The 14033-nt window shown below is 57.8% G+C and carries 14 protein-coding genes; 1 reads left to right on the forward strand and 13 read right to left on the reverse strand.

The features are described from left to right. Positions 1-526: 526 nt before the first annotated feature. The 8 genes from rpoS to JFU37_RS06740 form a co-directional block, all read right to left on the reverse strand. A complete protein-coding gene (gene rpoS / locus JFU37_RS06705; protein ID WP_008154012.1) occupies positions 527-1534 on the reverse strand; it encodes an RNA polymerase sigma factor RpoS in 1008 nt (335 codons plus the stop codon). Positions 1535-1639: 105 nt separating this feature from the next. Then, entirely contained in the window at positions 1640-2506 is an 867-nt protein-coding gene (locus JFU37_RS06710; protein WP_201114291.1) for a peptidoglycan DD-metalloendopeptidase family protein, read from the reverse strand. A 202-nt stretch (positions 2507-2708) separates the two neighbouring features. Further along, complete coding sequence (locus tag JFU37_RS06715) at positions 2709-3344, reverse strand: protein-L-isoaspartate(D-aspartate) O-methyltransferase (protein WP_201116431.1); 636 nt, start codon at positions 3342-3344, stop codon at positions 2709-2711. A gap of 41 nt (positions 3345-3385) precedes the next feature. Further along, the gene (surE, locus tag JFU37_RS06720) at positions 3386-4135 is read right to left on the reverse strand and encodes a 5'/3'-nucleotidase SurE (protein ID WP_201114293.1); all 750 of its coding nucleotides are present in this window, start codon (positions 4133-4135) and stop codon (positions 3386-3388) included. Continuing rightward, a complete protein-coding gene (truD, locus tag JFU37_RS06725; RefSeq protein ID WP_201114295.1) occupies positions 4123-5181 on the reverse strand; it encodes a tRNA pseudouridine(13) synthase TruD in 1059 nt (352 codons plus the stop codon). The genes surE and truD overlap by 13 nt, the downstream gene beginning before the upstream one ends. Continuing rightward, a complete protein-coding gene (gene ispF / locus JFU37_RS06730; protein WP_010462780.1) occupies positions 5178-5651 on the reverse strand; it encodes a 2-C-methyl-D-erythritol 2,4-cyclodiphosphate synthase in 474 nt (157 codons plus the stop codon). The genes truD and ispF overlap by 4 nt, the downstream gene beginning before the upstream one ends. 44 nt (positions 5652-5695) lie before the next feature. Next, a complete protein-coding gene (gene fghA / locus JFU37_RS06735) occupies positions 5696-6541 on the reverse strand; it encodes an S-formylglutathione hydrolase (RefSeq protein WP_201114297.1) in 846 nt (281 codons plus the stop codon). 8 nt (positions 6542-6549) lie between these two features. Beyond that, positions 6550-7662 carry an S-(hydroxymethyl)glutathione dehydrogenase/class III alcohol dehydrogenase gene (locus tag JFU37_RS06740; RefSeq protein ID WP_201114299.1) on the reverse strand — a complete coding sequence of 371 codons (1113 nt, stop codon included), beginning with the start codon at positions 7660-7662 and terminating at the stop codon, positions 6550-6552. A 107-nt stretch (positions 7663-7769) separates the two neighbouring features. Here JFU37_RS06740 and JFU37_RS06745 point away from each other — a divergent pair, with 107 nt between their 5' ends. Then, positions 7770-8666, forward strand: coding sequence for a LysR substrate-binding domain-containing protein (locus JFU37_RS06745; RefSeq protein WP_201114301.1), 897 nt, complete (start codon positions 7770-7772; stop codon positions 8664-8666). A gap of 149 nt (positions 8667-8815) precedes the next feature. On the opposite strand, the gene ispD is transcribed toward JFU37_RS06745, so the two are convergent. From ispD to JFU37_RS06770, 5 genes are all read right to left on the reverse strand, one after another. After that, positions 8816-9523 (reverse strand): 2-C-methyl-D-erythritol 4-phosphate cytidylyltransferase, encoded by a 708-nt coding sequence (gene ispD / locus JFU37_RS06750; RefSeq protein ID WP_201114303.1) that lies wholly within the window; start codon positions 9521-9523, stop codon positions 8816-8818. After that, complete coding sequence (gene ftsB, locus JFU37_RS06755) at positions 9520-9798, reverse strand: cell division protein FtsB (RefSeq protein ID WP_008028992.1); 279 nt, start codon at positions 9796-9798, stop codon at positions 9520-9522. Before ftsB ends, ispD begins: the two co-directional genes overlap by 4 nt. 170 nt (positions 9799-9968) lie before the next feature. Beyond that, entirely contained in the window at positions 9969-11258 is a 1290-nt protein-coding gene (gene eno, locus JFU37_RS06760; RefSeq protein WP_131059171.1) for a phosphopyruvate hydratase, read from the reverse strand. 149 nt (positions 11259-11407) lie between these two features. After that, positions 11408-12253, reverse strand: a complete 846-nt coding sequence (gene kdsA / locus JFU37_RS06765; RefSeq protein ID WP_007949350.1) for a 3-deoxy-8-phosphooctulonate synthase — start codon at positions 12251-12253, stop codon at positions 11408-11410. A gap of 5 nt (positions 12254-12258) precedes the next feature. Continuing rightward, positions 12259-13890 (reverse strand): CTP synthase, encoded by a 1632-nt coding sequence (locus tag JFU37_RS06770; protein WP_201114305.1) that lies wholly within the window; start codon positions 13888-13890, stop codon positions 12259-12261. Between the last annotated feature and the right edge of the window lie 143 nt (positions 13891-14033).

Consider the following 14033-nt stretch of genomic DNA (forward strand, 5'->3'; position numbering starts at 1 on the left):
GTTCTCGAAAAGGCCCCTCGCGGGCCTTTTTGCTTTTTATGAAAGATCAAAAGATCGCAGCCTGCGGCAGCTCCTACCGACGGCTGCGATCTTTTGACTTTTCTGTAGGCAAAAAAAGGGGCGGTTTGACCCGCCCACATTTTTTCCCTATTCCCTGTGTTCCTTTTCATCGTCCTGATGAATCGCTTCCTGCGATGTCCTTCCCCTCGTCCTTGAAGGGCGTGTCTGTCCGTCGACACAGTTCAGATAGTAGAGAATTCCAAATCAAGAGCAATCGACCCAGATCAACAAAATCGTCTGTCATATGCTTTTAACATTAAACAATATGCATATAGATCAAATAGATAAGTAACTTTACGTACGAGGATGGACGACTGCCACCCTGTAAAAATAACGAACACTTACGAAAGAGTAAGCAAAGACTTACAGCGCGAACCTACAAACCCGCGGTGATCCCCCCCTCACTCCCCAGCCATAAAAAAACCCCGAACCAGTCGGGGTTTTTAATGGCGATTGAGCAAATTGCTTATTGAAACAGCGACTCGCTCGACAGGCCATTTTTCTCGAGGATCTCCCGAAGTCGCTTCAGTCCTTCAACCTGAATCTGTCTGACCCGTTCCCGGGTCAGGCCAATTTCCAGGCCTACGTCTTCAAGCGTGCTGCTCTCATGACCCCGCAGCCCAAAGCGGCGTATTACCACTTCACGTTGCTTGTCGGTCAGTTCCGAGAGCCATTGATCAATGCTCTGAGACAGGTCGTCATCCTGCAACAGTTCGCACGGATCGGTGGGACGATCATCGGTAAGGGTGTCCAGCAGGGTTTTATCCGAATCCGGACCCAGCGAGACGTCGACCGAAGAAACCCGCTCGTTCAAGCCGAGCATGCGTTTAACCTCTCCCACCGGTTTTTCCAGCAGGTTGGCAATTTCTTCGGGTGAGGGTTCATGATCGAGTTTTTGCGTCAGTTCCCGTGCCGCCCGCAGGTACACATTGAGCTCTTTGACCACATGGATCGGCAACCGGATGGTCCGGGTCTGATTCATGATCGCGCGCTCGATGGTCTGACGGATCCACCAGGTAGCGTAGGTCGAAAAGCGGAAGCCACGCTCAGGGTCGAACTTCTCCACAGCGCGGATCAGCCCGAGGTTGCCCTCTTCGATCAGGTCGAGTAGCGACAGCCCACGATTGACGTAACGCCGGGCGATTTTCACCACCAGCCGCAGGTTGCTTTCAATCATGCGTTTGCGCCCGGCCGGATCTCCACTCTGCGACAGGCGCGCAAAATGAACTTCTTCTTCCGGGGACAACAGAGGGGAAAAGCCGATTTCATTGAGGTACAGCTGCGTGGCGTCGAGCGCACGCGTGTAATCAATGTATTTGTGTTGCTTTAACGAAGCGGAGTGTTTGGATTTGGCACGAACGGAAGGTGGAGCTGCCCCTTCATCATTCGACATCGAATCCGTACCGATGCCGGTCTCCATCAGGAGAACCTCATCGTCGATGTCAAACTCCGGCACTTCTTTACTGAGAGCCATTGTTATAGTCCTTTGGTGAGTTCGACCTCAAGCTCAAGCGGCGCCTTTATCCTTGGCAACGCTGGAGCTTGTTCCCTCTACGTGACGGAACAAGCTGGTAAGCAATCAACGACGTGGCAGGAATTGCAGAGGATCTACAGGTTTACCCTGGCGGCGAATCTCAAAATGCAGCTTCACCCGGTCTGTTCCCGTTGACCCCATTTCGGCAATTGTCTGTCCGACCTTGACCTGCTGCCCCTCCCGAACCAACAGCCTACGGTTATGTCCGTACGCACTGACGTAGGTTTCGCTGTGTTTGATGATGACTAATTCGCCGTAGCCCCTTAAGCCACTCCCGGCGTATACCACCGTCCCATCAGACGCAGCTAAAACAGGCTGTCCCAAATCTCCGGCGATATCAATTCCTTTATTCAAACTGCCGTTTGATGAGAACTTTCCAATCAGAATGCCATTAGATGGCCATCCCCAGCCGGTTGGGGCCGGCCCTGCCGGAGGCAACGGAGCAGGTGCCGGCTTGTTTGCGACGGACGGTGCAACCACTGTTGTACTGGTGGTTGTGCCGTTTAACTGGCGCCGGATAACCGTGGTTTTACTCGATGACGAAGGCGTTGAATTCGACGAACTAACCACCTCTGTCGGCGCTGTCGACGTTGAACCGTTACGCCCGTCAAAGCGAATCGTCTGACCCGGGTGGATCGTGTATGGCTCGGCAATGTTGTTTCGCGCCGCCAGGGCCTTGTAGTCCCAGCCGTAGCGAAACGCGATGGAGAACAGCGTATCTTTAGGTCGAACGACGTACTGACCCGTGGTCACTACCGGACGCTGCGGGACGGTGTTATTGCGATCGACAACGCGTACGTCGCTCGTTTTGGTGCTGGAACAACCAACCAGCAAAGTACTCAAGACAAGGCCAGTCACCAGGCGCTGAAAGCCGGTTATACCCATACGCTGCGCAATGACTGTGAGACTCACCCGCCGCTCCCTTTGTGGTGGCTGGAAAATGTGAATTGCCGTGGTACGGCACGAAATGTCGCCAGTATAACGGGCCGTGCAGGCGTTACTCGTAATGATGAAGCGCACACGTTTGCTACCTGACGATGAATCCCGTTTAACTGATCGATGCCGCTGTAAGACAGGGGCAATCGAAGAGAATTCAGCACGCTAAAACAAATGCTCAGGCCAGAGGGCCATTGAGCAATGGCACAAAGCGCACAGCCCCTAAAACACGTCTGGAAAAGCCCTGTTCTTCACGGATTATCAGCATCAATTGTTGCACCTCGCCGGCCCCGACCGGAATCACCAGCCTGCCGCCCGGCGCGAGCTGGTCGAGCAGCGCCTGAGGGACATCGGTCGCCACTGCGGTCACGATAATGCCGTTGTACGGAGCCAGGGCTGGCCAGCCTTCCCAGCCATCGCCCCAGCGGAATACCACGTTGCGCAGGTTCAACTCGACCAGGCGTTCCTTGGCCCGGTCCTGCAGAACCTTGATGCGTTCTACGGAAAACACGCGTTCGACCAGTTGCGACAGCACCGCCGTCTGGTAGCCCGAGCCGGTGCCGATTTCCATCACCTTGTCGAGAGGACCGGCCTCCAGCAGCAACTCGCTCATGCGAGCCACCATATAGGGCTGAGAGATGGTCTGGTTGTGCCCGATTGGCAGCGCCGTATCTTCATAAGCGCGGTGGGCCAGTGCCTCGTCGACGAACAGGTGACGCGGTGTACGACGGATGACCTCCAGCACCTTGGCGTTGGACACGCCCTCTTCATACAGGCGCTGAATTAGCCGTTCGCGGGTCCGCTGGGAGGTCATCCCGATACCGCGGTGCAGCATAGGGTCTTGTTCACGAGCCATTAGCGCAGCCCCTCCAGCCAGCCATCGATGCTTCTGAACGCATCATTGAAGGTGCGATCCAGTTGCAACGGGGTGATGGAAACATAGCCCTGCATCACCGCATGAAAATCAGTGCCTGGGCCGCCGTCTTCCGCATCCCCCGCCGCGGCGATCCAGTAGCCGGATTTCCCGCGCGGGTCGACCACTTTCGTCGGTGCCGCAGCACGAGCGCGATGACCAAGTCGGGTTAACTGAATGCCGCGGATGTGGTCCAGCGGCAAGTTGGGAATGTTCACATTCAGTACCGTGCGCGGTGGCAGTTCGAGGTCAGCGTGGGCTTCCACCAGTTTGCGCGCAAAGTAAGCGGCCGTGGGAAGGTTCTCCACTTGCCGTGAGACCAACGAAAAAGCAAACGAAGGACGCTCAAGGAAACGCCCTTCAAGCGCTGCCGCCACGGTGCCGGAATACAGCACGTCGTCCCCCAGATTGGCGCCCAGGTTGATACCGGAAACCACCATGTCCGGTTCGCGCTCCAGCAAGCCGTTTAGGCCCAGATGCACGCAATCGGTGGGTGTGCCATTGAGGCTGATAAAGCCGTTGGCCAGTGTTTGCGGGTGCAACGGACGGTCGAGCGTCAACGAACTGCTGGCGCCGCTTTTGTCCTGGTCCGGGGCAATAACCACGCATTCGGTGTAATCCGCCAGCGCAGCATAAAGCGCGGCAAGACCGGGTGCGGTTACCCCATCGTCGTTAGAAATCAGAATACGCATGGGCTGTCCGTCTGCCCCACCGGCACCAGATCGACAAGTTCACGCACCAATACGGTGGCGAAGCATCCGGCCGGCAGGACGAATTCCAGTTGCAGAATGTCAGGCTCGGGATAATGCCACGTCAACCCACCAATGGGCAGCCGCAGGATGCGACGTTCGTGGCTCATTCCGGCGTTAATCAACCAATCGCGAAGATCGGCTTCGCGAGCAGCGATTGCCTGCTCCAGTTCATGGACAACACCAGTGGCCGGCGAGTCACCTTCACCCCACTGCGGGCCGGTCGGATGCAGGTCGAGAATCGCCAGACGAGGGTCGCTGCACTCGGCTTCACCTGCCGGAAAAAAACTGCGACTGTCGGTAAAGGCCAGCAGGTCACCGACCATGGCTCGCTGCCAGGTGCCATCGGCGACACGCGCCGCCAGCACCTGGTTAAATAGAAAACTGCGGGCGGTAGAGAGCAACCGCGAACGCACATTGCGCTGCTCCGGCAGGGCCTTGCGCGCAGCCCAGGCACGAGCATCGACCACGTTGCCGCCATCAAACCCAAAACGCTGGGTACCGAAATAATTGGGTATACCTTGCTTGGCGATCTGTTGCAGACGCTCTTCGATCGCGGCTTTGTCACCCGCGAACTGGGTCAGGCGCAACGTGAAGCCATTGGCCGAGTGGGCGCCGCGTTGCAGCTTGCGTTTGTGCCGGCCGGTCTTGAGGATTTTCAGCGTGTCATTTTCGGCCGCCGACAAATCAGGATCAGCCTTGCCCGGCAGTTGCACACTGAACCACTGGCGAGTCAGCGCCTGACGGTCCTTGAGCCCCGCATAACTGACAGTACGCAACGGCACGCCCGCCGCCTTGGCAATCCGCCGCGCCGCTTCTTCGGTATTCAGACCGCGCTTTTCCACCCAGATCCACAGGTGTTCGCCATCGCCACTGAGGGGAATATTGAGGACTTCATCAACCTGAAAGTCTTCCGCCGTGGCTTTCAATACGGCAGTGCCCAGAGCTTCGCCATAGGCTCGCGGGCCGAGCAATTGCAGTTCGTTCATGCGCGCAGCAACAAGGCAACGGAATGCACGGCGATGCCTTCTTCGCGACCGACAAAGCCGAGCTTTTCGGTGGTGGTAGCTTTCACGTTCACTTGATCCAACTCAACTTGAAGATCCGCGGCAATCAGCGCGCGCATCGATTCGATATGCGGGGCCATTTTCGGCGCCTGGGCGACGATGGTGTTATCGACGTTGCCGACTTTCCAGCCTTTGGCGTGGATCAGTGCGACGACATGACGCAACAGCACACGACTGTCGGCGCCCTTGAATGTTGGGTCGGTGTCCGGGAAATGCTTGCCGATATCACCCAACGCTGCGGCGCCGAGCAAGGCATCGCTCAAGGCGTGCAGCAGGACGTCACCGTCGGAGTGAGCGAGCAGCCCGAAGCCGTGTGCAATGCGCACACCACCCAGAGTAATGAAGTCGCCTTCAGCGAAACGGTGCACATCATAGCCGTGGCCAATACGCATAAAAAAAACGCCCCGATTTTTGTCAGGGCGTGATTCTACCTGCATTAGAGGCCTAGAGCGCGTCCGTGATGTTGCAAGTGATCGTCGATGAAGCTGGCGATGAAGAAATAGCTGTGGTCGTAGCCCGGTTGCAGGCGCAACGTCAGCGGATGACCGGCCAGTTTGGCGGCCTGTTGCAACGCTTCAGGCTTAAGCTGGGTGGCCAGGAAATCGTCTCGATCACCTTGGTCGACCAGCAACGGCAGCTTTTCGTGTGCCTCGGCCATCAGCGCACACGCATCCCATTCACGCCATTTCGAACGGTCTTCGCCCAGGTAACGGGTAAAGGCTTTCTGACCCCACGGGCAATCCATCGGATTGTTGATCGGCGAGAACGCCGACACCGATTGATATCGCCCCGGATTGCGCAACGCACAAACCAACGCACCGTGCCCACCCATGGAGTGGCCGCTGATGCCACGTTTGTCCGACGCAGGGAAATGCGCCTCGACCAATGCCGGCAATTCCTGCACGACATAGTCATGCATCCGATAGTGCCGCGACCACGGTTCCTGCGTGGCATTCAGATAAAACCCGGCACCGAGACCGAAGTCCCAAGCGCCATCCGGATCGCCCGGTACATCCGCACCGCGCGGGCTGGTGTCCGGCGCGACAATGATCAACCCCAGCTCGGCAGCCATGCGCTGGGCGCCAGCCTTTTGCATGAAGTTTTCGTCGGTACAGGTCAAGCCGGACAACCAGTACAGCACCGGCAGCTTGCCACCCTGTTCCGCTTGCGGCGGCAGGTAGACGGCAAACACCATGTCGCAACCGAGCACTTCGGAACGGTGCCTGTAGCGTTTGTGCCAGCCGCCGAAGATTTTCTGGCAGGAGATATTTTCCAGGCTCATAACCGACCTCAGAAGTGGATGACGCTACGAATGCTTTTGCCTTCATGCATCAGGTCGAAAGCCTTGTTGATATCTTCCAGGCCCATGGTGTGGGTGATGAACGTATCCAGCGGGATCTCGCCGGTTTCGGCCATTTCGACATAGCTCGGCAATTCGGTACGACCACGCACACCGCCAAACGCCGAACCGCGCCAGACACGACCGGTCACCAGCTGGAATGGACGGGTAGAGATTTCCTGGCCTGCACCCGCAACACCAATGATCACCGATTCGCCCCAACCCTTGTGGCAGCACTCCAGTGCGGCGCGCATCAACTGGACGTTGCCGATGCACTCGAAGGAAAAGTCGACGCCGCCGTCGGTCATGTCGACGATGACTTCCTGGATCGGACGGTCGAAATCTTTCGGGTTCACGCAGTCGGTTGCACCCAGCTGCTTGGCAATCTCGAATTTCGCCGGGTTGATGTCGATGGCGATGATCCGTGCTGCCTTGGCTTTTACCGCACCGATAACAGCTGAGAGCCCGATGCCGCCGAGGCCGAAAATAGCGACGGTATCACCCGGTTTTACCTTGGCTGTATTAAGCACCGCGCCGATGCCGGTGGTGACACCGCAGCCCAGCAAGCAGACTTTTTCCAGTGGCGCTTCTTTAGGGATTTTGGCCACGGAGATTTCCGGCAGCACGGTGTACTCGGAGAATGTCGAGGTCCCCATGTAGTGGAAAATCGGCTGGCCCTTGTAGGAAAAACGCGAAGAGCCGTCCGGCATCAGGCCTTTGCCCTGGGTCGCGCGAATGGCCTGGCAGAGGTTGGTTTTGCCCGACAGACAGAATTTGCACTGGCGGCATTCCGGGGTGTACAGCGGGATCACATGATCGCCGATGGCGACGGAGGTCACACCCTCACCGATTGCTTCAACAATCGCCCCCCCTTCGTGACCGAGGATCGACGGGAAGATGCCTTCCGGATCGGCGCCGGACAGCGTGTAGGCGTCCGTGTGGCAAACACCGGAAGCCACGACGCGCAGCAGGACTTCGCCGGCCTTCGGCATGGCGACATCAACTTCAACGATCTCGAGGGGTTTCTTGGCCTCGAAGGCAACGGCGGCGCGCGACTTGATCATGCTGGCTCTCCAGTGAATAAAAACGAGACAACGAGTGTAATACACCGCCATACGATGAATAATCGGGACAAACGCAAAATATTATTGCTGTACAGGGATAATCCTCGATGTCTGAAAACCGCTGGGAAGGGATCGACGAGTTCGTCGCCGTCGCTGAGTGCAGTCAATTCACCGCAGCGGCGGAACGTCTTGGGGTTTCCTCCTCCCATGTCAGTCGACAAATCGTACGCTTGGAAGAGCGACTTCAGACGCGGCTGCTTTACCGCAGCACACGTCGGGTCACCCTGACCGAGGCCGGGCAAACGTTCCTGCAACATTGCCAGCGTTTGCAAGACGGACGCGAAGAAGCATTGCGCGCAGTCGGCGACCTGACCAGCGAACCCAAGGGCATGCTGCGCATGACTTGCGCGGTGGCGTACGGCGAACGATTCATCGTGCCGCTGGTGACCCGCTTCATGGGGCTCTATCCACAACTTCGAATCGACATTGAACTGAGTAACCGCCAGCTCGACCTGGTTCATGAGGGCCTCGACCTGGCGATCCGCCTGGGTCGCCTGCAAGACTCGCGTCTAGTGGCGACACGCCTGGCACCGCGACGCATGTACCTGTGCGCCTCACCGTCCTACCTGGAACGGTACGGTCGACCACACAGTTTGTCGGAACTAAGCCGGCACAACTGCCTCATCGGCAGCTCGGACGTCTGGCAACTGGAACAGAACGGGCGGGAATTTTCCCAACGGGTGCAGGGAAACTGGCGTTGTAATAGTGGGCAAGCGGTACTGGATGCGGCACTACTGGGTGTAGGGTTGTGCCAGCTGCCGGATTATTACGTGCTGGAGCATTTGAAAAGCGGCGCGTTGATCTCGCTGCTGGAGGCGCATCAACCGCCGAATACTGCCGTTTGGGCGCTGTATCCGCAGCAGCGGCATTTGTCGCCGAAGGTGCGCAAGTTGGTGGATTATTTGAAAGAGGGGTTGGCTGGGCGGCCGGAGTATCGGAGCTAAATGTATATTTCAGTGGCGGATGTGTTGTCTAGATCACCGCTTTCGCGAGCAAGCCCGCTCCCACATTTAACCGAGTTCCTTCAGAAAGAATGCAGTCAAATGTGGGAGCGGGCTTGCTCGCGAAAGCAATCTGACAGGCACCACAGTCGTTAGCGCCGGTTAGCCCAACGCTGTCGCAACCATTCGAGGTCTTCAGGACGTGTGAGTTTGATATTGTCGGACCGCCCTTCGATCAAGCGCGGCGCCATCCCCGACCACTCCATGGCAGAGGCCTCGTCAGTGATGACAACGTCCGCCACCAGACTGTCGGCCAATGCCCGATGCAGCGCACCCAGGCGAAACATCTGCGGCGTATAAGCCTGCCAAATCACACTGCGATCCACGGTTTCAACCACGCGACCCTGCTTGTCGACCCGTTTGAGGGTATCGCGAGCCGGAACCGCCAACAGTCCGCCGATCGGATCGTCAGCCAGTTCACCCAGCAACTTGTCCAGATCATCACGGCTCAGATTCGGCCGCGCGGCATCGTGAACCAACACCCAGTCCTCATCATCAGCACCTTGCGCGTGCAAATGCAGCAGCGCATTGAGCACCGACCCGGAACGCTCGTCGCCGCCATCGACACGCTGGATACGTGAATCGACAGCACACGCCAGATTCGGCCAATAAGGATCATCAACAGCAAGACTGACCACCAGCCCCTTCAGGGAAGGATGATCAAGGAAACAGCCGAGGCTGTGTTCGAGAATTGTGCGCCCGCCCAGTTGCAAGTATTGCTTGGGACGGTCCGCGGCCATACGGGCACCGACGCCCGCGGCAGGAATCACGGCCCAGAAGGCCGGTAACGACTGGATCATTGAGCCAACTGGTAAAGGGTTTCACCGTCCTTGACCATGCCCAACTCATGACGAGCCCGTTCTTCAACGGTCTCCATGCCCTTCTTCAACTCACTGACTTCAGCGTCCATGACCCGATTGCGCTCCAGCAATCCTTCGTTCTCAGCGTGTTGATCCGCGATCTGCTGAGTCAGCTCGGCCACTTGCGCCAGACTGCCATTACCCACCCACAGGCGGTACTGCAGGCCAGCCAGCAGCAGGAGCAAAACGAGGAACAACCAATTGGGACTGCGCATCGAATATCAGGTATCCAGTGAAAAAAGACAGCCATGCAAAAACTTTGAAGCTTCTGATAGCACGAAGCCTGGAAGACCCAGGCTTGTGCTTATAAGGCATCAGATTAGTGGCAAATTCATCACCGGAGCGATTTTTCCGACACAATCTGCTGTCTTTTTATCATGCACAATCAGCCGCGGAATTCGCTGCGACCGTTGTACTTGGCCTTGCCATTCAATTGCTCTTCGATACGCAGCAGTTGGTTGTACTTGGAAACGCGATCGGAACGGCACAGGGAGCCGGTCTTGATCTGGCCAGCCGCAGTACCCACCGCCAGGTCGGCAATGGTCGAATCTTCGGTTTCGCCGGAGCGGTGCGAGATGACGGCGGTGTAACCAGCGGCCTTGGCCATCTGGATGGCTTCCAGGGTTTCGGTCAGGGTGCCGATCTGGTTGAACTTGATCAGGATCGAGTTGGCGATCTTTTTATCGATGCCTTCTTTCAGGATCTTGGTGTTGGTCACGAACAGGTCGTCGCCTACCAGCTGAGTCTTCTCGCCGATCTTGTCGGTGAGGATTTTCCAGCCAGCCCAGTCGGACTCGTCCAGGCCATCTTCGATGGAGATGATCGGGTAACGCTCGGTCAGGCCTTTGAGGTAATCGGCGAAACCTTCAGCGGTGAACACCTGGCCTTCGCCGGACAGGTTGTACTTACCGTCTTCGTAGAATTCGCTCGCAGCGCAGTCCAGGGCCAGGGTCACGTCGGTGCCCAGCTTGTAACCGGCGTTGGCCACGGCTTCGGAAATCACTTTCAACGCGTCTTCGTTGGAAGCCAGGTTAGGTGCGAAACCACCTTCGTCACCGACAGCAGTGCTGAGGCCACGGGCCTTCAGAACAGCTTTCAGGTGATGGAAAATCTCGGTGCCCATGCGCAGACCTTCCGAGAAAGACTTGGCGCCGACTGGCTGAACCATGAATTCCTGGATGTCGACGTTGTTATCGGCGTGCTCGCCACCGTTGATGATGTTCATCATCGGAACCGGCATCGAGTAAACACCCGGGGTACCGTTCAGGTTGGCGATGTGAGCGTACAGCGGCAGGTCCTGGTCTTGAGCGGCTGCCTTGGCCGCAGCCAGGGAAACGGCGAGGATCGCGTTGGCGCCCAGGGAACCTTTGTTTTCAGTACCGTCGAGCTTGATCATCGCGTGATCCAGCGCTTTCTGGTCGCTTGGGTCTGTACCTTTCAACAGGTCACGGATCGGACCGTTGATGTTGGCGACGGCTTTCAGAACGCCTTTGCCCAGGTAACGGCTCTTGTCGCCATCACGCAGCTCGAGCGCTTCACGCGAGCCAGTGGAAGCACCGGACGGCGCGCAGGCGCTACCGATGATGCCGTTATCGAGAAGCACGTCCGCTTCCACGGTGGGGTTGCCACGGGAGTCGAGAACTTCACGACCTTTGATGTCGACGATTTTTGCCATTGTTGTAAACACTCCAAAGTTGACGAAAACGCTTTGTACCGCTCGATTTATAACTTGTGGGTCACATTGTTGCATAAGACCGGCTTGCTCATGGCGCTCTCTCGGGCCCCATCGCGAGCAAGCTCGGCTCCTACACGGAGAAATGAGGATTACGCGGTTTCTACCGTCGGAAAACTCTTCACCAGTTCGTCCAATGCTTTGAGCTGGGCCAGGAATGGCTCCAGTTTGTCCAGACGCAGGGCGCAAGGGCCGTCGCATTTGGCGTTGTCCGGGTCCGGGTGGGCTTCGAGGAACAGGCCGGCCAACGACTGGCTCATGCCGGCCTTGGCCAGGTCGGTGACCTGGGCACGACGACCACCGGCGGAATCGGAGCGACCGCCGGGCATTTGCAGCGCGTGGGTCACGTCGAAGAACACCGGGTATTCGAACTGCTTCATGATGCCGAAGCCGAGCATGTCGACGACCAGGTTGTTGTAGCCGAAGCTCGAACCGCGCTCGCAGAGGATCAACTGATCATTACCCGCTTCCACGCACTTGCTCAGGATGTGTTTCATTTCATGAGGGGCGAGGAATTGAGCTTTCTTGATGTTGATCACTGCACCGGTCTTGGCCATCGCGACCACGAGGTCGGTCTGGCGCGACAGAAAGGCCGGCAGCTGGATAATGTCGCAGACTTCAGCAACGACCGCAGCCTGATCAGGCTCGTGGACGTCGGTGATGATCGGCACGCCAAAGGCTTGCTTGATGTCCTGGAAGATCCGCATGCCCTCTTCCAGGCCGGGGCCACGGTAAGAGGTCACGGAGGAACGGTTGGCCTTGTCGAAACTGGCCTTGAACACGTAAGGGATACCGAGTTTCTCGGTCACCTTCACGTACTCTTCGCAGACCTGCATTGCCATGTCGCGGCTTTCCAGCACGTTCATGCCACCGAACAGCACCATTGGCTTGTCGTTGGCAATCTCGATATCGCCTACACGGATGATCTTCTGCGCCATTGGATTTACGCCTTCTTCTGGTGTTGAATCAACGCTGCTTTAACGAAACCGCTGAACAACGGGTGACCGTCGCGTGGTGTCGAGGTGAACTCCGGGTGGAACTGGCAAGCGACGAACCATGGATGGTCCGGGGCTTCGACCACTTCAACCAGCGCGCCATCACCGGAACGACCGGTGATTTTCAGGCCGGCTTCGATGATTTGCGGCAGCAGGTTGTTGTTCACTTCGTAGCGGTGACGGTGACGCTCGACGATCACGTCCTTGGCGTAGCAATCGTGCACCAGGGAACCCGGCTCCAGCAGGCAATCCTGTGCGCCAAGGCGCATGGTGCCGCCCAGGTCGGACGTTTCGGTACGGGTTTCAACCGCGCCGGTGGCATCTTCCCACTCGGTAATCAGACCCACGACCGGGTGACCGCTTGCACGATCGAACTCGGTGGAGTTGGCGTCTTTCCAGCCCATTACGTTACGCGCAAACTCGATCACGGCCACTTGCATGCCCAGGCAGATGCCCAGGTATGGAACCTTGTTTTCGCGAGCGTATTGTACGGCGGTGATCTTGCCTTCCACGCCACGCAGACCGAAGCCGCCTGGAACCAGAATCGCGTCGACGCCTTCCAGCAGCGCGGTGCCCTGGTTTTCGATGTCTTCGGAGTCGATGTAGCGCAGGTTGACCTTGGTACGGTTGCTGATGCCGGCGTGACTCATCGCTTCGATCAGCGACTTGTAGGCGTCCAGCAGCTCCATGTACTTGCCGACCATGGCGATGGTGACTTCGTGTTCAGGGTTGAGCTTGGCGTCAACCACGGCTTCCCACTCGGACAGATCGGCGCCGCCGCATTGCAGGCCGAAACGCTCGACAACGAAATCATCCAGGCCCTGGGCGTGCAGAATGCCCGGGATCTTGTAGATGGTGTCGGCGTCTTCCAGCGCAATGACCGCACGTTCTTCAACGTTGGTGAATTGCGCGATCTTGCGACGCGAGGAGATGTCGATCGGGTGATCGGAGCGGCAGACCAGCACGTCTGGCTGCAGGCCGATGGAACGCAGTTCCTTGACCGAGTGTTGGGTTGGCTTGGTTTTGGTTTCGCCGGCAGTGGCGATGTATGGCACCAGTGTCAGGTGCATCAGCATCGCGCGCTTGGCGCCGACTTCGAAACGCAATTGACGGATCGCTTCGAGGAACGGTTGCGATTCGATGTCACCCACGGTGCCACCGATCTCGACCATGGCCACGTCGGCATCGCCGGCGCCCTTGATGATCCGGCGCTTGATTTCGTCGGTGATGTGCGGGATCACCTGAATGGTGGCGCCCAGGTAATCACCACGGCGCTCTTTGCGCAGGACGTGTTCGTAGACACGGCCAGTGGTGAAGTTGTTGTTCTGGGTCATGGTCGTGCGGATAAACCGCTCGTAGTGCCCCAGGTCCAGGTCGGTCTCGGCGCCGTCGTGGGTGACGAATACTTCACCGTGCTGGAACGGGCTCATGGTGCCCGGGTCGACGTTGATGTACGGGTCCAGCTTCAGCATGGTGACCTTAAGTCCCCGCGCCTCCAGGATGGCCGCCAATGAAGCCGATGCAATGCCTTTCCCCAAAGAAGAAACAACACCGCCCGTGACGAATATGTAGCGCGTCATGAAAAACCCTAGAAGTCTGCGTTAAAGCGGTCCGAGCCGCCGGGGAAAGCGAAGGAAGGCCGAAGCCCCCGATCACCTGCATTAATCACAGTGCACCTTTCAAAAAAACCGCCGCGTTGGGACAGACCGGAAGATGAGGCACC

Origin of the sequence: Pseudomonas sp. TH41, assembly GCF_016650695.1 — a bacterium.
In the GTDB taxonomy this organism is placed as follows: domain Bacteria; phylum Pseudomonadota; class Gammaproteobacteria; order Pseudomonadales; family Pseudomonadaceae; genus Aquipseudomonas.